At 36.0% G+C, this 17,779-nt stretch carries 17 protein-coding genes; 14 read left to right on the top strand and 3 right to left on the bottom strand.

The window, feature by feature from the left end:
* Positions 1-106 precede the first annotated feature (106 nt).
* The 11 genes from P278_RS01350 to P278_RS01300 all read left to right on the top strand — a co-directional run bounded on the left by P278_RS01350 (position 107) and on the right by P278_RS01300 (position 11,213).
* A complete protein-coding gene (locus P278_RS01350) occupies positions 107-1,297 on the top strand; it encodes a pyridoxal phosphate-dependent aminotransferase (RefSeq protein ID WP_038261066.1) in 1,191 nt (396 codons plus the stop codon).
* The gene (gene murB / locus P278_RS01345) at positions 1,297-2,310 is read left to right on the top strand and encodes a UDP-N-acetylmuramate dehydrogenase (protein ID WP_038261054.1); all 1,014 of its coding nucleotides are present in this window, start codon (positions 1,297-1,299) and stop codon (positions 2,308-2,310) included. Before P278_RS01350 ends, murB begins: the two co-directional genes overlap by 1 nt.
* Before the next feature lie 113 nt (positions 2,311-2,423).
* Positions 2,424-2,990 (top strand): RNA polymerase sigma factor, encoded by a 567-nt coding sequence (locus tag P278_RS01340; protein WP_038261042.1) that lies wholly within the window; start codon positions 2,424-2,426, stop codon positions 2,988-2,990.
* On the top strand, positions 2,990-3,766 hold the full coding sequence (locus P278_RS01335) for an anti-sigma factor domain-containing protein (protein WP_038261040.1): 777 nt from the start codon (positions 2,990-2,992) through the stop codon (positions 3,764-3,766). The genes P278_RS01340 and P278_RS01335 overlap by 1 nt, the downstream gene beginning before the upstream one ends.
* A gap of 137 nt (positions 3,767-3,903) precedes the next feature.
* The gene (locus P278_RS01330) at positions 3,904-4,104 is read left to right on the top strand and encodes a hypothetical protein (RefSeq protein ID WP_038261036.1); all 201 of its coding nucleotides are present in this window, start codon (positions 3,904-3,906) and stop codon (positions 4,102-4,104) included.
* A 21-nt stretch (positions 4,105-4,125) separates the two neighbouring features.
* Positions 4,126-5,235, top strand: a complete 1,110-nt coding sequence (locus P278_RS01325; RefSeq protein WP_038261034.1) for a glycosyltransferase — start codon at positions 4,126-4,128, stop codon at positions 5,233-5,235.
* Complete coding sequence (locus P278_RS01320) at positions 5,226-5,789, top strand: RNA polymerase sigma factor (RefSeq protein ID WP_038261031.1); 564 nt, start codon at positions 5,226-5,228, stop codon at positions 5,787-5,789. Before P278_RS01325 ends, P278_RS01320 begins: the two co-directional genes overlap by 10 nt.
* Entirely contained in the window at positions 5,789-7,003 is a 1,215-nt protein-coding gene (locus P278_RS01315) for an NRAMP family divalent metal transporter (protein ID WP_200909590.1), read from the top strand. The genes P278_RS01320 and P278_RS01315 overlap by 1 nt, the downstream gene beginning before the upstream one ends.
* 49 nt (positions 7,004-7,052) lie before the next feature.
* Positions 7,053-7,928 (top strand): lipoyl synthase, encoded by an 876-nt coding sequence (gene lipA / locus P278_RS01310; RefSeq protein WP_038261025.1) that lies wholly within the window; start codon positions 7,053-7,055, stop codon positions 7,926-7,928.
* Between the two features lie 55 nt (positions 7,929-7,983).
* A complete protein-coding gene (gap, locus tag P278_RS01305; RefSeq protein WP_038261022.1) occupies positions 7,984-8,985 on the top strand; it encodes a type I glyceraldehyde-3-phosphate dehydrogenase in 1,002 nt (333 codons plus the stop codon).
* A 26-nt stretch (positions 8,986-9,011) separates the two neighbouring features.
* On the top strand, positions 9,012-11,213 hold the full coding sequence (locus P278_RS01300; protein WP_038261020.1) for a tetratricopeptide repeat-containing hybrid sensor histidine kinase/response regulator: 2,202 nt from the start codon (positions 9,012-9,014) through the stop codon (positions 11,211-11,213).
* Between the two features lie 91 nt (positions 11,214-11,304).
* Here P278_RS01300 and lpxK read toward each other — a convergent pair whose 3' ends face one another.
* Positions 11,305-12,309, bottom strand: coding sequence for a tetraacyldisaccharide 4'-kinase (gene lpxK / locus P278_RS01295; RefSeq protein WP_038261018.1), 1,005 nt, complete (start codon positions 12,307-12,309; stop codon positions 11,305-11,307).
* Between the two features lie 45 nt (positions 12,310-12,354).
* On the opposite strand from lpxK, the gene P278_RS01290 reads away from it, so the two are divergent.
* Both P278_RS01290 and P278_RS01285 read left to right on the top strand, forming a co-directional pair.
* On the top strand, positions 12,355-13,470 hold the full coding sequence (locus P278_RS01290; RefSeq protein ID WP_038261015.1) for a Nif3-like dinuclear metal center hexameric protein: 1,116 nt from the start codon (positions 12,355-12,357) through the stop codon (positions 13,468-13,470).
* A 5-nt stretch (positions 13,471-13,475) separates the two neighbouring features.
* Positions 13,476-14,255, top strand: coding sequence for a zinc ribbon domain-containing protein (locus tag P278_RS01285; protein WP_038261012.1), 780 nt, complete (start codon positions 13,476-13,478; stop codon positions 14,253-14,255).
* A gap of 82 nt (positions 14,256-14,337) precedes the next feature.
* Here the strand turns inward: P278_RS01285 and P278_RS01280 are convergent, their stop codons facing one another.
* Complete coding sequence (locus P278_RS01280) at positions 14,338-15,696, bottom strand: FAD-dependent oxidoreductase (protein ID WP_038261010.1); 1,359 nt, start codon at positions 15,694-15,696, stop codon at positions 14,338-14,340.
* 184 nt (positions 15,697-15,880) lie between these two features.
* Between P278_RS01280 and P278_RS01275 the strand changes: the two genes are divergently transcribed.
* On the top strand, positions 15,881-16,144 hold the full coding sequence (locus P278_RS01275; RefSeq protein ID WP_038261007.1) for a hypothetical protein: 264 nt from the start codon (positions 15,881-15,883) through the stop codon (positions 16,142-16,144).
* A gap of 532 nt (positions 16,145-16,676) precedes the next feature.
* Here the strand turns inward: P278_RS01275 and P278_RS01270 are convergent.
* A complete protein-coding gene (locus P278_RS01270; RefSeq protein ID WP_038261005.1) occupies positions 16,677-17,603 on the bottom strand; it encodes a calcium/sodium antiporter in 927 nt (308 codons plus the stop codon).
* Positions 17,604-17,779: the final 176 nt, after the last annotated feature.

The following is a 17,779-nucleotide window of genomic DNA, read 5'->3' as shown; positions in this document are numbered from 1 at the left end:
TATTCATTAATACTTTTACATTAACATTATTTAAAGAGAATACGATAACGTTTTAGAACAACTTTTAAAATATATTTTGCAATTTTGCACTGCTAAATTTTAATCTATGCCAAACATTTCTAACAAAGGCATGAAAATGCCAGAATCGCCGATTAGAAAATTAGTACCCTATGCTGAAGACGCAAAGAAAAGAGGTACTAAAGTATATCATCTTAATATTGGACAACCCGATATTAAAACGCCTGAGGTAGCTTTAAATGCTGTTCGAAATGCCGAAATAGAGGTGTTGGAATATAGCCGAAGTGAAGGCTCTGAAGAATACAGAACCAAATTAGCAAACTACTACAAAAACAGAGGTATTGAGGTAGATGCTAATGAAATAATCATTACCACTGGTGGTTCTGAAGCACTTCTGTTCACTTTAGGAACTGTTGCCGATTATGGTGATGAAATTATTATTCCTGAACCATTCTATGCGAATTATAATGGATTTGCGACTGCTTCAGGACTAAACGTTGTCCCTGTAATCTCTTCAATAGAAAACAACTTCGCTCTTCCTCCAATTGAGGAATTCGAAAAATTAATCAGCGATAAAACCAAAGCAATTTTAATTTGCAATCCGGGCAACCCAACTGGATATCTTTATTCCAAAGAGGAAATAAAAAAATTAGCCCAAATTGCAATAAAACACAATCTGTTCATCATAGCAGATGAAGTATACAGAGAGTTCGCTTATGATGGAGCAGAACACTACTCTATTCTTCAGGAAGAAGGATTAGAAGATTATGCTATAATGATCGACTCTGTATCTAAAAGATACAGCATGTGTGGTGCCAGAATTGGTTGTTTGGTTTCAAGAAATAAAAAAGTAATGCAAACTGCAATGAAGTTTGCACAAGCCAGACTTTCTCCTCCTACCTTTGCTCAGATTGCCAGTGAAGCAGCGTTAGACACACCACAAAGCTATTTTGACGAAGTAATTGAAGAATATGTCGAAAGGAGAGATTTATTGATCTCTGAGCTTCAAAAAATAGAAGGCGTAAAAGTGGCCAAACCTAAAGGAGCTTTTTACTGTATAGCTGAACTACCTGTAGAAAATGCAGATGATTTTGCACAGTGGCTTTTGGAGAAGTTTGACCTTAATGGAGAAACCATAATGGTTGCTCCGGCAGCTGGTTTTTATTCTTCCGACAATGTAGGTTTGAATCAAGTGCGTATTGCCTATGTACTTAAAAAAGAAAACCTTGTAAAAGCAGCTCAAATTTTAAATGAAGCATTAAAAGCGTACAACGCTTAATGGAAATATTAAAAAACATATCCTTAAAACCATACAATACGTTTGGCATTGATGTCAATGCCAAACATTTTGTATCGGTATCTTCAGAGGAAGAGCTTATCACTGTTCTTAAAAACAACAATTATCCTAAAAAGTTTATTCTGGGTGGTGGTAGTAATATGCTACTTACAAAAGACATAGATGCCTTGGTCATTCAGGTTAATCTTAAGGGAATTTCCATTCTGGAAAACAAGAATGGACATGCGTTGATTAAAGCCAATGCTGGAGAGAACTGGCATCAGTTTGTATTATGGACACTCGAAAACGACTTTGGAGGAATTGAAAATCTATCATTAATTCCAGGTAATGTTGGGAGTGCGCCCATCCAGAACATAGGAGCTTACGGAGTTGAACTTAAGGATGTTTTTCATAGCTGTCGTGCAATTCATATCGATACGCAGGAAATAAAGACATTCTCCCTGGAAGATTGCCGGTTCGGATATCGAAATTCTATTTTTAAAACAAGTCATAAAGGACAATATATAATAACAAGTCTTTCCCTTAAACTTACAACCTCAGCACATCAACTGCATACTGAATACGGCGCCATTCAAAACACTTTAAATGAAAAGGGGATTTCTAAACCGAGTATCCAGGACATTTCAAAGGCAGTTATAAGTATTAGACAAAGTAAACTTCCGGATCCGGATAAAATTGGAAACAGTGGAAGTTTCTTTAAGAATCCGGTTATCACCGATGTTGAATTCAACAACTTCATATCCAAACATCCCGAGGCCCCTCATTATAAGGTTTCTGAAAACCAGGTAAAGATCCCCGCAGGTTGGCTGATAGAACAGGCAGGGTTTAAAGGTAAAAGGTTTGGAGATGCAGGTGTTCACAAAAATCAGGCTCTTGTACTGGTAAACCACGGAAATGCAACAGGCAAAGAAATACTAAATCTTGCCAATACCATTATTAGCACTGTTAAAGAACGTTTTGGTATTACACTTGAACAAGAGGTTAATATAATTTAGTAAAAATCATATATTAGCAGCCGGCTTCTGTTAGAAAATGATATCGTGTAGTTTATACTTAAAAAAGATTAAAGGACGTTAGTAAAAACTGCATTCAACTTAAAAAAGTTTTAATGGCCAAACGAAGTTTATTAGAGACACAAATCATTCAGCTACTAAAGGACAAGAATGAAGAAGGAATGAGTTTACTATATGACAACTATGGTGAAACGCTCTATGGAATCGCGCTTAAAGTGACTAAGAATGAAGAACTTGCTCAAGACGTACTTCAAGAAAGCCTCATTAAGATTTGGAAAAAAATACACACGTATGATGAAGACAAATCGAAACTTTTCACCTGGCTCTTTAGGATAACCCGCAATACTGCTATAGACAAAATCAGAAGCAGGAACCTAAAAACGGATCAAGAAATCCAAATGGATAAATCGAACGTATATAAGGTAGGAATTGAGAGCATTACACCTGAACATTTAGACCTTAAAGACCATTTAGATTCTCTTGAAGATAAATACAAAATCGTACTCGAGGCTCTTTTCTTTGAAGGTATGACCCAACAGGAGGCAAGTGATGAACTAGACATTCCTCTAGGAACGATTAAATCCCGGCTAAAAATAGGCTTAAGGGAGTTGCGAAAGATTTATGGTCCGTTGATATCTGTATTATTTTATGCTATGTTGTAATGAAAAAAGATGTAAAAATATTATTAGAAAGTGATTTACTAGAAAAGTATCTTCTAGGTGATATAACCACTTTAGAGGAAACTCGAATTGAGCACTATATTGAAACGCATCCGGAAGTTGCCGAACGATATAATGAGTTACAAGAGAATCTGGAAATCTATGCTAAAGCACATGCTAAACCGATACCGGTTGACATTAAAAGCAAGGTTCTTGAGATTATAGAGAAAGAAGATAACCATCATTCGTCTAAAAGAGGCATGCCTTGGTATTATGTTGCTGCGAGTGTTGCTGCTATTGCTTTCGCCGCCACTACAGTTCTTTTATGGAACCAAAACAGATTGTTGTCTACCGAGAAGAATAGTGTAGCGAGTCAAATTTCTAATTTAAAGAATGAAATTGTTGCCACGAACTCTAAGCTTCAGGACATGAAAAGCAATTATGCTGTTCTCAACAATCCTGAAACAAAAAAATATGTACTTAGTGGAAACGAGAGAGCTAAACAATTAAAAACTGTAGCCTATATTAACCCCGAAGAAAAATTGTCGGCCATTAATATTGTTTCCCTTCCCAATCTATCAGAAGAAAAGGAGTTCCAAATGTGGGCTAATGTAGATGGAGTTTTAGTACACTTAGGTACTTTAGAGAAAGCAGATCAGAAGTTACTTTCCCTACCTTACCAGGAAGGCATCAAAGGATATAAAATCTATATGGTACCGAAAGGGTTTACCGGAGAAGCTACCGCAGAAAATATGGTAGCAAGTATTGATTTAGACTAATCTCACTATAACATAAAAAAATCCCGAATTACTTCGGGATTTTTTATTTTTACGAAATGCACTTCTAACCATTCTTGCTAGTTTTTAACGCTCGTTTATAGTTAATTTTTGTAGTTTTGCATCAAAGATTAATTGTCATGAAACTTGTACTTATAAGCATAGTATTATTAGGCCTTGCATTTGCAGGAATCGCCATTAAAATATGGGCTAAAAAAGACGGTAAATTTGCCGGCACCTGCGCAAGCCAGTCCCCTTTCTTAAACAAAGAAGGTGAAGCCTGTGGTTTTTGCGGTAAATTACCTGAAGAGCAAGATTGTAAAAAAGAACAACTTAACTAACCGTAACGTTACAAGTTACATATGCCAGCACCACTACTCTACGCCTTTGTAGCAGTCATTGCAATTCAAATATTTTATCTTTTATTCTTCTTTAGAAGATTTGCTTTTCACAAAGAAACAGCTGCTAAAAAAGAATCAGTCCCTGCTATATCCATAATTATATTCATCAAGAATCAGGCTGAAGATCTTAAGGAAAACCTACCTTACATTCTATCACAAAATTATCCTGAGTTTGAGCTAGTATTAATCAACTACGACTCATATGATGATTCATTAGACATCATGGAGTCATTTGCTGATAAGTACCCACAAATTAAAATTGTTAATGTTAAAAACAATGAAGCATTTTGGGGCAAGAAAAAATACGCATTAACACTTGGTATAAAAGCAGCCAAATACAATCATTTGGTATTTACTGAAATCAACTGCAAACCTGATTCAGATCATTGGTTATTAGAAATCGCCTCAAAATTTGATTCCGAAAAAACCATAATTTTAGGTTATAGCGCATTTAAAAAGATAAAAAAATCATTATTAAATGCATTCATTCGCTTTGAAAACCTGGTAGCTACCACCCACAGATTTTCTTACCTTTTAAGCGGTATCCCCGTTTCTGGAAATGGTAAGAACCTAGCCTATCATAAAGATGAATTTTTCAACAATAGTGGATTTATAAATCATATTGATATCAGCAATGGCGAAGATCAATTATTTATAAATCAGGCAGCAACCTCAAAAAACACCTCGTTGATCTACAGCAAGGATAGTTTCACAGAGTCCATATCGACAGACTCCTTCGAAACCTGGATTGATCATAAAAAATCAGAATACGCCTTAATTAAAAAATACAAGAGCAAACACAGAGCTCTTATAAACATCTATTACACATCCCAATTACTTTTCATTCCATTAGCCATATTACTTATCATTCTACAATATAAGATCCCCGTGGTTATTGGCTTAATTTTACTCCGGTGGATTATTGTATACAGTATTTACATCCCTATAGCTAAAAAACTGGAAGAAACTTCATTACTTTGGGCACTTCCTTTTTATGAAATCCTTTTGATATTTTTTCAATTTCTTATATTTATATCTAACATTATTTCAAAACCGACCAATTGGAGATAAATTCTGAAATTATCCGGGAAAATATCCTAAAAGCCAAACAAGGAAACCAAAAAGCGTTTAACTTCTTATTAGATACATTCTGGAACGATGTCTACGGCTTTTTACTTCTTAGAACAAAGAACGAAAATGATGCTGAAGACATTACCATCAGAACCTTTTCTAGAGCTTTTGATAAAATTGAATCTTTCGATGATTCTTACAAATTTAAAACCTGGTTAATCACCATAGGCAAAAACATTCATATAGACCTCCTAAGGAAGCAAAAATCACGCATCATCCATCATAGTTCTCATGAAAATGATGACGAGATGTACAACATCGCTGATGATACGCCAAGTGCAGAAGATATTCTTATTCGTGAACAGAACTTAAGCAAACTTCTCAGGTACATTAAAAAACTTAAACCTCATTACCAGGAAGTCATTAATTTAAGATATTTTCAGGAACTCACTTATGAAGAAATAGCACAAAAACTAGACGAACCTCTCAACAATATTAAAGTAAAGCTGCTAAGAGCAAAAAAACTCCTCGCTGAAATTATCACTAATAAATAATGCGATCTTTTTTACAAAAACTCGGACCCGGACTTCTATTTGCGGGAGCTGCTATCGGGGTATCTCACTTAGTTCAATCTACCCGTGCGGGTGCTGATTATGGCTTTACACTGGTTTGGGCCCTGCTATTAGTCCACTTATTTAAATATCCCTTCTTTCAATATGGCCCCAGATATGCAATGGCCACCGGAGAAACGCTTTTAGATGGTTATAAAAAAATAGGTAAATGGGCATTAATAGCTTACTTCATTATAACATTTGCCACCATGTTTACCATTCAAACTGCAGTTACCATAGTTACAGCAGGTTTGGCCGCTAACTTATTCGGAATCACTCCTAATCCTGTCATTTGGAGCATCATCATAACCCTGATTTGTTTATCCATTTTACTCCTGGGGAAGTATAAACTTTTGGATAATTTGATGAAAATTATTGTCTGTACTCTTTCCATTAGTACCATTATGGCCGTAATTGTTGCCATTTATAATTATCATGAACCGTATAGCTTTAAGCAAGTAATCCCAACTGACCTTGTCGGTCTCACATTTTTAATTGCATTTATGGGATGGATGCCAGCTCCCCTGGACGTATCAATCTGGCAATCTCTATGGGTCTTGGAAAAAAAGAAAATAACACAGAGTTATGACACCAAAAGGTCTCTCTTCGATTTTAACATTGGCTATACCAGTACCATTTTTCTGGGGCTCTTTTTTATAAGTTTAGGAGCATTGGTTATGCATGACACGGGGAACTCCTTTGCATCCGGAGCCTCTCAATTTGCCTCCCAACTTATTAATCTTTACACCGAGAATCTTGGAGGCTACAGCTATCTAATTATTGCCATAGCAGCATTTACAACCATGTTTAGCACCACATTGACCACCTTAGATGCTTCGCCGAGATCAATGGTAAGATGTAGCGAACTCATAACCAACAAACAACATAAGAATGCCTACCTTTTCTGGATTCTATTACTGGTTATAGGCACGATTTCAATTCTATTGTTTTTCTTATCTGAAATGAAAACTCTTATAGAAATCGCCACTATATTATCTTTTATTACCGCCCCATTCTACGCCATAATGAACTTTGCATTAATCTCTTCTAAACACACGCCAAAAGAATGGCAACCCAGCATTACTCTGAAAATTATAAGCTATCTCGGCATTATATTTTTATTAGTATTTAGCATTTGGTATCTAACAACGCTTTAAGACTTTATTCAAAGTTTAGTTTGTATCTTTGTAGCTCAAAATTTTCACTATGAGTATAAATACAGCTGAAAGTGTAGCACCTCCAAAAGGCAAACCTAAATGGCTGCGTGTTAAACTTCCAACCGGAAAAAAATATACAGAACTAAGAGGACTTGTAGACAAATATAACCTGCATACCATTTGCACCTCTGGAAGTTGCCCTAATATGGGGGAATGCTGGGGTGAAGGAACGGCAACCTTTATGATTTTAGGTAATGTATGTACTCGATCGTGTGGGTTTTGCGGGGTAAAAACAGGCAGACCCGAAACAGTAGATTGGGCAGAACCCGAAAAAGTAGCGCGGTCTATAAAGTTAATGAACATCAAACATGCTGTTATTACTTCTGTCGACAGAGATGATCTTAAAGATATGGGATCTATAATCTGGGCCGAAACAGTAAAGGCTATTCGCCGAATGAACCCGAATACTACGTTAGAGACCTTAATTCCGGATTTTCAGGGAATTGAAAAACATCTCGACCGTATCGTCGAAGTGGCTCCGGAAGTAGTTTCTCATAACATGGAAACGGTTCGAAGACTAACCCGTGAGGTTAGAATTCAAGCAAAATACGATCGAAGCCTTGAAGTTCTTAAATATTTAAAAAGACAAGGAATCAACAGAACCAAATCAGGTATCATGTTAGGCCTGGGAGAAAAAGAAGATGAAGTCATTCAAACTTTACATGATTTGAGAGCAGCGAATGTAGATATCGTTACCATTGGTCAATATTTACAACCTTCGAAAAAACACCTGCCGGTAAATCAATTCATTACTCCTGACCAATTTAAGAAGTACGAAGAAATAGGTTTAGAACTTGGTTTCCGCCATGTAGAGAGTGGAGCTTTGGTACGCTCCTCTTACAAAGCGCACAAACACATCGAATAAAAAAATGTAATTAATTACTTTTATCCCGCTAAGGCGGGATTTTTTAATTAAGAATATGAAAGAAATTAATGTAGCAATCAATGGATTTGGGAGAATTGGCAGAACTTTATTCAGACTCCTCCTTGATCAACCAAATATTAATATCGTTGCAATTAATGATTTAGCAGACAGCAGAACCCTAAGTCACCTTGTTAAATATGACAGCGTTCATGGAGTACTTGATAAAGAAGTTGATTATAACGAAAAAGGAATTATCGTAAACGACGCCCTGTTCCCTTTAACCCAGATCAATAAAATTGAAGACCTAAACTGGGACGCCTACAATGTTGATGTTGTAATTGAAAGCTCAGGCAAATTTAAAGAGCGAAAGGAATTAGAATATCATATTAAAAATGGAGCCAAGAAGGTAATTCTTTCAGTACCGCCAATTGATGATGACATTAAAATGATTGTAATGGGCATAAATGAAAACATTTTAGATGGCTCAGAGCGTATCATTTCAAACGCTTCCTGTACTACGAATAATGCAGCTCCGATGATAAGGATTATTCAAGAGTTATGCGGCATTGAACAAGCTTATATCACAACTGTACATTCGTATACCACAGACCAAAGCTTACACGACCAACCCCATAAAGATCTTCGCCGTGCAAGGGGGGCTAATCAATCTATAGTACCTACCACGACAGGGGCTGCAAAAGCGCTCACCAAAATATTTCCTGAAATTAGCGATGCAATTGGCGGATGCGGAATCAGGGTTCCTGTACCTGATGGTTCTCTTACCGATATCACCTTTAATGTTAAAAAAGATGTGACTATTAAAGAAATCAATCAAGCTTTTAAAAAGGCTTCAGAAGGTAATTTAAAAGGCATTTTAAGCTATACTGAAGACCCAATTGTATCCGTAGACGTTATAGGAAACCCACACTCATGTATATTTGATGCACAGATGACTTCAGTAATCGGAAAGATGGTAAAAATTATCGGTTGGTACGATAATGAATACGGTTATAGCAACAGAATCGTAGATTTAATTAATTACATAAATAAGAATTAGTTATATTTACAGAACAAACCTTACCAATGAAGCAAATTTTGCTACATATTACCGCATTTCTAATTCTGCCTCTGATGGGCTTGGTTCATGCTGGCAATATTGCTTCAGACACCATCAACAGTTCGGACTTCAGCTTTTATAAGTATAAAAACAAAGGAGAGTTTAATAAGGCCATAAAGGCGCTAAGTGATGCCTATGAAACGGCTACATCTGCAGACGATTCCGAATCCTTGATTAACATTTGCAATCTCTACACCGAGCTCTATCTTGATTACGAACAATTTGACAAAGTAAAGGTATACATCGAAACGGCGAAGAGAGCCTTGAATTTCTATGAATATAAAAAAGGTGAAGCCATTTCTAAAAGTTATGAGGCCATATATTTAGCTCAGGAAGGACAAGAGATTCAAGCCCTTCAACTAATTGAGGAGGCCAAAAAGAATATTCCAAGAAGAGATGCTGCCACAAACGATTTAGTGATTCTAAATGAAGGGATCATGTACCTGCATTTAGATAATCTAAATAGGGCGAAGCGAAATTTTCAAAAATTATTACCTTATCAAACAGGTCCGGAAAAAGAATATCTCACGGCCAAGATTTTAATACATCTTGCCAAAATAGATCTCCATAAAAATTATCTTGAAAACACAGAACTACATTTAACACGGCTACTCACAATCGTAAACGAAAGAGGCTTTATGAAATTAAAGTATGAAGCAAGCAAACTAGCTTCAGAACTCTTCGAAAAAGAAAGAAAGTACGAATTAGCCCTGGAATATCTAAAACAGGCAGAAGCTATTAATAGCACCTATTTTTCAAACAAAATTCTGACCTCTCAAACTCAAGAAGCTAAAAATAGTCAACTTGAATTTTTAACCAGACTGAATGATCAGCTGAAAAAAGATGCCGTTAAACAAGAACAAACCGTAAACATCTCTAAACTCACTTCAGTTTTGAGCTCTGCCTTGTTAATTATTATCTCATTATTAACTATATCCCTTTACAGAAATAATCAGATCAAGTTTAAAACAAATGATCTGTTGCTTAAAAAGAATTTAGAGCTACAGGTAGCCAAAGATTCTGCAGAAAGAGCTATGCAGGCCAAAGCTCAATTTCTTTCAACGGTTAGTCACGAATTACGCACACCACTATATGCTGTTACAGGATTAACCCACCTGCTACTGGAAGAAGACCCTAAAGAAAGTCAAAAAGAGCATTTAAAGTCATTAAAATATTCTGGTGAATATCTTTTAAATTTTATTAATGATATCCTCCAAATTAATAAGATCGAAGCTAACAAATTATCCTTAGATAAGTATCCGTTCGATTTCAGACAGGTACTATCCAAGGTCGTTGATTCGCTGCAGCAACCGGCAAAAGAAAGAAATAATAAGATCGTTCTGGATATCGATGAGAAAATCCCGGAAATGATTATAGGAGATCCGCTGAAATTATCTCAAATCTTCATTAACCTTGTCGGCAATGCTTTAAAGTTTACTGAGAATGGTAGTGTAACCCTTTCAGCCAAAATATTAAACACCTCAAACTCCGAAACAACAATACATTTTGAAGTTCAGGATGAAGGTATTGGTATTTCAGAAGAGATGCAAAAGAATATATTTGATAGTTTCTCTCAAGGGTCTGAGCAAATCAACCGAAAATATGGTGGTACAGGACTTGGATTAACTATTGTAAAAAGCCTATTAACACTATACAATAGTCAAATTACCGTAAATAGTGAAATAGGTAAAGGGAGCACATTCTTATTTGATATTACCTTCGAATTACCGGATAATGAAATAAAAGAATTGATTAAAGCTCCAACCAAAGTTCAGGAAGAGCTCTATGCAAATCTGAATATCCTGGTAGTTGAAGACAATAAGATCAATCAGGTAATTACTCAAAAGATGCTAGCGAAAAAAAGCATGAAGTGCGACATAGCGAGTGATGGGTACCAGGCTATCGAAAAGGCCAAAAAAGGCTCATACGATGCTATATTAATGGATATACACATGCCGGGTATTAGTGGATTGAAAGCTACCCAGGAAATAAGAAAGTTTAATAAAACTATCCCAATCATTGCCCTTACCGCAATATCCCTGGATGAAAGTAAAGATGATTTTTATGAAGCAGGTTGTAATGATGTCATCACAAAACCATTCAAACCAGAAGTCTTCTACAAGAAAATTGCTCACAATGTTGTAAAAAACATCAAGGTAAACCTATAATTGGCACAATACTTGATGCTATCTTTTTCAGATTTGTTCTCAAAGAATAATTTGAATTGGTTAGCTAGAAAAGAAAAGCGTAACAATATTGTTACGCTTTTTTTATGTAATTCAACACCTCATGATCAAAATCTCCCCCTTCTTCAAATAAAAACTCATTGTGAATTGGAAGGAAAAACAAATTATCTACCCGACCTTTTAAGCGCACATAGTCTTTCTCAGTAGTCAGTATAAGCGATCGCTCCTTTAAAATGCTTATCTCCTTTTCAGAAAAATGATGATGATCAGGATAGTCGATATGTTCAAAAACAAGACCCAAGCTCTCGAGATAAGAAGTTAAAGGTTGAGGGTTCGCAATTCCGGTAACCAAGGTAAAAGTATTCCCTTTGAGAAAAGCCAGCGAATGACGCTCTCGCTCTGAATAAATCAGGGTAGAATAAACGATTTTAGAAAAATAGATCTTCTGATGTTGACATAGACCTATTCGTTTTGTCACCAGATCCTTATCTTCTTTGGACAACTTTTCCGGACATTTAGTTACAACAATAACATCCGCGTTATCAGCCCTGTTAACCACATCTCTTAAATTTCCTGCTGGCAATAATAAATCATCGACATACAAGTCATTATATGTGGTAAGCAATATATTCATTCCAGCAACCACCTTGCGATGCTGGAAAGCATCATCAAGAATCACACAATCAGGATTACAAAGTTTTTGAAGCGTTTCTATCCCATGTTGTCTATCAGCATCCACGGCAACATGAACCCCCTTAAACTTTGTATAATATTGAAACGGTTCATCACCAAGCATCTCTACAGTGGTCCTTTGATCTGCAAGCAGAAACCCTTTAGATTTCCTTTTATAACCCCTGCTCAATACGGCGATATTAAAATCAGTCTTCAATAAATTAATAAAGTACTCAGTCATTGGAGTCTTTCCCGTACCACCAACGCTTAAATTCCCTATACATATAATAGGGATGCTATATGATTTTGCTTTTATGAATCCTTTATCGTATAATAGATGTCTTAATCGGATCACCCATCCGTAAAGCCATGAAAAAGGCAAAAGTATTTTTCGAAATTGCCACATGAAGGCGAAAGTATAATATTTTATCTTTGAAAAAAAATGGAATAGATGATTATACAAGACCTTATTAATAATATTGAAGAATATGCTCCATTATCCTATGCTGAAGACTTTGATAACGTCGGTTTATTGGTTGGAGACGCCCAGGCAGAACTCAAGGGAATTCTTATAACACTTGACACCCTGGAGGCTGTCGTGGAAGAAGCTATCGAAAAGGATTGCAACTTCATCCTCAGCTTCCATCCAATAGTATTCAGTGGATTAAAAAAAATCAATGGCTCCAATTACGTAGAACGCACGGTTCTTAAAGCTATTAAAAACGATATAGCTATTTATGCCATTCATACAGCTCTTGACAATCATTTTGAAGGAGTTAATGCTAAAATATGCCAACGATTAGGTCTAAAAAACAGAAGTGCATTAATTCTTCAAAAAGGTACCATAAAAAAGCTAACTACTTTTGTACCTACCGCAGATGCTGAAAAACTTCGTCAGGCATTATTTGAAGCCGGAGCAGGAAGCATAGGCAACTACGATAACTGCAGTTTTAATGTTGAAGGAAAAGGATCATTTAAAGGAAATGAAAATTCAAATCCCGTTATTGGAACCAAAGGTGTAACTCATTATGAGCCTGAAACCCAGATCGGGGTAACCTATTCCAAACATAGTGAAGGAAAAATTTTAAAAGCATTATTTAAAACCCACCCATATGAAGAAGTTGCCTACGAAATAACTAAGCTGGAGAACCTAAATCAACATATTGGTATCGGTATGATAGGAGAGCTTGAAACGCCACTCGAAGAGGTTACATTTTTAAATGAACTCAAAAAGAAAATGAACACCGAATGCATACGACATTCCAAATTATTGGGTAATAAAATTAAAAAAGTGGCCGTTTTAGGGGGAAGTGGCGCCTTCGGAATAGAAGCAGCTAAGAAACACGGAGCAGATATCTATATCACAGGCGATGTAAAATATCACGACTTTTTTAGAGCTGAGGATAAAATCATAATAGCCGATATTGGTCATTATGAAACCGAACAGTACACAAAAAATCTTTTATTTGAGTATCTTACGGAAAAAATTCCTAATTTTGCACCTGCCTTACCCTTAGGTAAGATCATAATTTCAGATTGCAATACGAATCCTGTCAAGTATTTTTAAAACATATGGCAACCAAAAAAGAAGTAACAGTAGAAGAAAAATTACGCACACTATTTGACCTTCAATTAGTTGATTCTCGAATAGATGAAATCAGAAATGTACGCGGTGAACTTCCACTAGAGGTAGAAGATCTTGAAGATGAAGTTGAGGGGTTAAAAACCCGAATCGAAAAGTTGAATTCAGAACTTGAAAACCTCAACACTGAGATCAGCAACAAGAAAAACCTGATCGAAGAAGCCAAAAGCTTAATCAAAAAGTACTCGGAACAACAAAAAAATGTTCGAAATAACAGAGAGTATAACTCTTTATCTAAAGAGGTTGAGTTTCAGGAATTAGAAATTCAATTAGCTGAAAAGCACATCAAGGAGTTCAAAGCTCAAATTGAACAAAAGAAAGAAGTAATTAAGCAAACTAAAGAACGTCTTAATGAACGTGAAAGCCATCTAAAACACAAGAAAAGTGAATTAGATGATATTTTAGCTGAAACTGAAAAAGAAGAAGAAGCGCTTATCAAGAAAAGTGAAGAGTTTGAAAACTTAATTGAAGACCGATTACTTAATGCTTACAAAAGAATTAGAGGAAGTGTTAAAAATGGTCTTGCAGTAGTTTCAATTGAAAGAGGAGCATCTGCAGGTTCGTTCTTTACTATTCCACCTCAGGTTCAAATGGAAATTGCTTCTCGCAAAAAAATCATTACCGACGAGCATAGTGGTCGAATTCTTGTTGACCCTGCTTTAGCTGAGGAAGAAAAAGAAAAAATGGAAAGTATTTTTGCTACTATCTAAGATAGTGTAGAAATTCATAACAATTAAAAAAGCCACTATGTCTAGTGGCTTTTTTAATGGATAAAACATTCATTTAATTTTATCAAACTAAATGTTCTTTCTCCTTTAACTTATTCAGTATAAACTGCTCCACCTCTTCATTCTTCCAGTCTTCCTCAATCCCTTCCAATCCCATTACCTCATCCATTATTTCTTTCTGAAAATCTCCAAACTCTAAAGCTTCAGCGTACGATCGTTCAGAAAATGTAACTCGCGTATATAAGGGCACCCATAACTCAGGATGTTTATCATAGAACCACGCTTCTATCTTCTTTCTTAGAATGAAATTTTCATCAGCCGTTTTATTACTCATTTCCATAAAGTTCCTGTAACTCAATGTAGCTATAGCATCTGCATTTGGTTTTCTGGCTTCTTGATAGGATTTAAATATCTGGCTCCAATCATCATTATGCAAATTCATCAAATCATTCAGCACAGTAATATCTTCAAAACCAGCATTCATTCCCTGACCATAAAATGGAACGATCGCATGGGCGGCATCTCCAATCAAAGCCACTTTATCTTTATAAGTCCACGGATAACATTTTGTGGTCACCAAGAAGCTCGTAGGGTTTTTAAAGAAGTCCTCAACCAGATTTGGGATCACATCAACCACATCAGGGAAAAACTCTTTAAAAAACGAAGCTACTTTGGCTTCGGAATTTAATACTTCAAACGAATTCTCACCTTTAAACGGCAGAAACAGTGTACATGTAAAACTTCCATCTAAATTAGGTAAAGCTATAAACATGAAATTACCTCTTGGCCAGATGTGCAAAGAGTTCTTATTGAGTTTATGCGTACCGTCGTCATTTTTTGGGATGGTTAATTCTTTATAGCCAACATCTAAAAAATGCTGACTATAATTAAACATACTCTGACGTTGCATTTTATGACGTACCCGAGAAAACGCTCCATCAGCACCAAAAACAAGATCATATTTATTTGGAGTCCACTCCCCTTTTTCCGATTCGCCTACCTGAACGGTAGCTTCTGAAAGGGAAACATCCCATACCTTACTATTAAAAATAAACCGAGCTCCTGCAGCTTCGGCAAGATCAATCATTCTTCGATTTAAAACACCACGGGAAATAGAATAGATTGCCTCCCCTTCCTTTCCATAATACTGATAATACATAGGCTTATCAGGAGTATGGATTGCTCTCTTATCCATCGGAATAGCAATTTTTTTAATCTCCTCATCAATCCCCACAGCTTCCAGGGCTCTCCAGCCTCTTGGAGACATTGCCAGGTTAATGGAGCGTCCGGAAAATTCTACCTTTCTTATATCAGGCCTTCGATCATATACATCTACAACATGTCCTCTATTTCTTAAATAAATAGCTAAAAGGCTTCCTACTAATCCACTACCAACAATGGCAATCTTTTTGGGTGTCTGCATCTCTGGTTTTTATATAAAAAGTCTCGTTATGATCAGCGTCAGAACGAGTACCTAGCAAAGGTAGCGATTTATAATTTATTAGCTATTAAAACCCCACAAGACAACCATTACGCGAACAACCTTAAACAATTGACATCTAACCATTTGCTAAAAAAATCGTATATTATAAAAAAACTTATACATTATGAGTGCAGAGAAATTAAATAGAATGCGTAAGATTATTTCAAAGTTAGAAGACATCAAAAACACGCAGGAAAGTAGTATTGACAAGATCAATCATGTAATCACTGACCTCTTCCAACACCCAGATCCTAAACTCGAAAAAGTTATGGAAGACGCTCATCAAAGAGCCTCCGACAATGTTGATATGGTAAGAGAAGCCATTAATGAATATCAAGAACGAATTAACGCATTAGATAAAAAAGTAAACCCTCCTGCAATGGAGTAATACACCAACAAAATACAGCGCTTAAAGAGGTCATTAATTGACCTCTTTTTCTTTAATAAAAGTTTAACACTTCCTCTGTGGTCCAACGACCTATAAGCCACCGTATATAAATTGTAATAGTTTTAGAAAATTACCGCTTTTTTAAAGCGTTTTTATATAACCCTCTCCAAAAACCCTTTGGATCACTTCAAAGGGTTTTTATAGAAATAGCAGGTAATTTTATATTCATAAAGTAGGTTTAGGTTTGAGTGCCCCCTTTAATATTTCGATGTTTTAGGGGGCTTTCTGTATGTTGTAACCGTAGAAGCTGTCCATCCTTTTATCTTTACTTCAACCATACTGTATCCATACTCTATCTATACTGTATCCATACCTTTGCACCGGGCCTAGAGCACCTTAAAGCAGTTATTAATGTATTTCATCTAAGGAATACTAAGCCTGAATATTGTCTTCTATATGGACCGAAAAACATCTGACGAGCTTGTTTACAACAGAAGGCTTCATATTGTTCATGGAATAATTCGTCCCGGCATTATATGGTTAGGTAGACAAAGAACACATAGCTCCCCAATAAAACCAAGCCATCTCTCCAGCCTAAGCGCAAACCTTTAGGAAGAAATACCAGTGGAAGTACCACAAAAGCAAATGCCAGCATCCAGTACAAATCACTTGAAAAAGCTTTATCTACGGTAATAGGGTGCACCATAGAGGTAATTCCTAAAACCGCCAGGATATTAAATACATTCGACCCTATCAGGTTCCCTAAAGAAATGGCTTTCTCCCGTTTCATAACCGCAATAACCGATGCAGCTAATTCAGGTATGCTGGTTCCAATTGATACCACGGTAATAGCAATGACCCTTTTACTAACGCCAAAGGATTCTGCCATTCCAACTGCTCCTCTAATTAAAGATTCTGAACCACCCCAAAGGGCTACACCACCCAAGACTAAAAATAACACAACCTTATAAAGCTCTAATGGTTCATCATCCTCAGCATAATCATCAACCACCGCAGGCTTCTGAAACTTCAACAGGTATACTAAAAATGCAATTAAAGCGGTAAAAAGGATAACCCCTTCTACCCTGCTTAAAACATCATCATAAAATACAAACAGAAACAGGAGCACTGAAGCTAACATCATTACAGGCCAGTCGGTTTTGTAAAAACTTCGCTCTACATCGATCGTGGTCAACATGACTGTTATTCCCAAAACCAATCCTAAATTGGCTATATTAGAACCTATAACATTACCCATTGCAATATCCGGAAAACCTTCAAGAGCAGCATTTACACTCACAATTAACTCCGGGGCGGATGTTGCAAACGACACCACCGTCATACCGATCACAATCTTTGGTATTTCTAATTTTAACGAAAGAGCAACGGCAGCTTTCAACAACCAATTCCCCCCTAATATCAATAATATTAATCCCCCGACTATTAAAAGTATATTCATGTAAATTTAAATTTATGCGAAGATAGGAGTAAGTTTTCATTGTGTGTATTCAGAATAAAAAACTATTTATTTAGTTAAATAACTATTTTTATAGTTGTGTAACTATTTTTTTAGTTATACATTTGAACACATCAAACCATTATTCTTTGGAAACAAGGAATTATAAAATGCCTGGC

The sequence above is a fragment of the Zhouia amylolytica AD3 genome, assembly GCF_000511935.2.
In the GTDB taxonomy this organism is placed as follows: domain Bacteria; phylum Bacteroidota; class Bacteroidia; order Flavobacteriales; family Flavobacteriaceae; genus Zhouia; species Zhouia amylolytica.
The sequence above is the reverse complement of the archived record's forward strand: the minus strand, read 5'-3'. Positions and strand labels throughout refer to the sequence as shown.

What these genes read in the sequence shown, in the direction of transcription:
- P278_RS01330 (WP_038261036.1), top strand. Translation starts at nt 3,904, where the DNA reads ATGAAACTTGTACTTATAAGCATAGTATTATTAGGCCTTGCATTTGCA.
- gap (WP_038261022.1), top strand. Translation starts at nt 7,984, where the DNA reads ATGAAAGAAATTAATGTAGCAATCAATGGATTTGGGAGAATTGGCAGA.
- murB (WP_038261054.1), top strand. Translation starts at nt 1,297, where the DNA reads ATGGAAATATTAAAAAACATATCCTTAAAACCATACAATACGTTTGGC.
- P278_RS01325 (WP_038261034.1), top strand. Translation starts at nt 4,126, where the DNA reads ATGCCAGCACCACTACTCTACGCCTTTGTAGCAGTCATTGCAATTCAA.
- lipA (WP_038261025.1), top strand. Translation starts at nt 7,053, where the DNA reads ATGAGTATAAATACAGCTGAAAGTGTAGCACCTCCAAAAGGCAAACCT.
- P278_RS01290 (WP_038261015.1), top strand. Translation starts at nt 12,355, where the DNA reads ATGATTATACAAGACCTTATTAATAATATTGAAGAATATGCTCCATTA.
- P278_RS01335 (WP_038261040.1), top strand. Translation starts at nt 2,990, where the DNA reads ATGAAAAAAGATGTAAAAATATTATTAGAAAGTGATTTACTAGAAAAG.
- P278_RS01280 (WP_038261010.1), bottom strand. Translation starts at nt 15,696, where the DNA reads ATGCAGACACCCAAAAAGATTGCCATTGTTGGTAGTGGATTAGTAGGA.
- P278_RS01340 (WP_038261042.1), top strand. Translation starts at nt 2,424, where the DNA reads ATGGCCAAACGAAGTTTATTAGAGACACAAATCATTCAGCTACTAAAG.
- lpxK (WP_038261018.1), bottom strand. Translation starts at nt 12,309, where the DNA reads ATGTGGCAATTTCGAAAAATACTTTTGCCTTTTTCATGGCTTTACGGA.
- P278_RS01350 (WP_038261066.1), top strand. Translation starts at nt 107, where the DNA reads ATGCCAAACATTTCTAACAAAGGCATGAAAATGCCAGAATCGCCGATT.
- P278_RS01285 (WP_038261012.1), top strand. Translation starts at nt 13,476, where the DNA reads ATGGCAACCAAAAAAGAAGTAACAGTAGAAGAAAAATTACGCACACTA.
- P278_RS01270 (WP_038261005.1), bottom strand. Translation starts at nt 17,603, where the DNA reads ATGAATATACTTTTAATAGTCGGGGGATTAATATTATTGATATTAGGG.
- P278_RS01300 (WP_038261020.1), top strand. Translation starts at nt 9,012, where the DNA reads ATGAAGCAAATTTTGCTACATATTACCGCATTTCTAATTCTGCCTCTG.
- P278_RS01275 (WP_038261007.1), top strand. Translation starts at nt 15,881, where the DNA reads ATGAGTGCAGAGAAATTAAATAGAATGCGTAAGATTATTTCAAAGTTA.
- P278_RS01315 (WP_200909590.1), top strand. Translation starts at nt 5,789, where the DNA reads ATGCGATCTTTTTTACAAAAACTCGGACCCGGACTTCTATTTGCGGGA.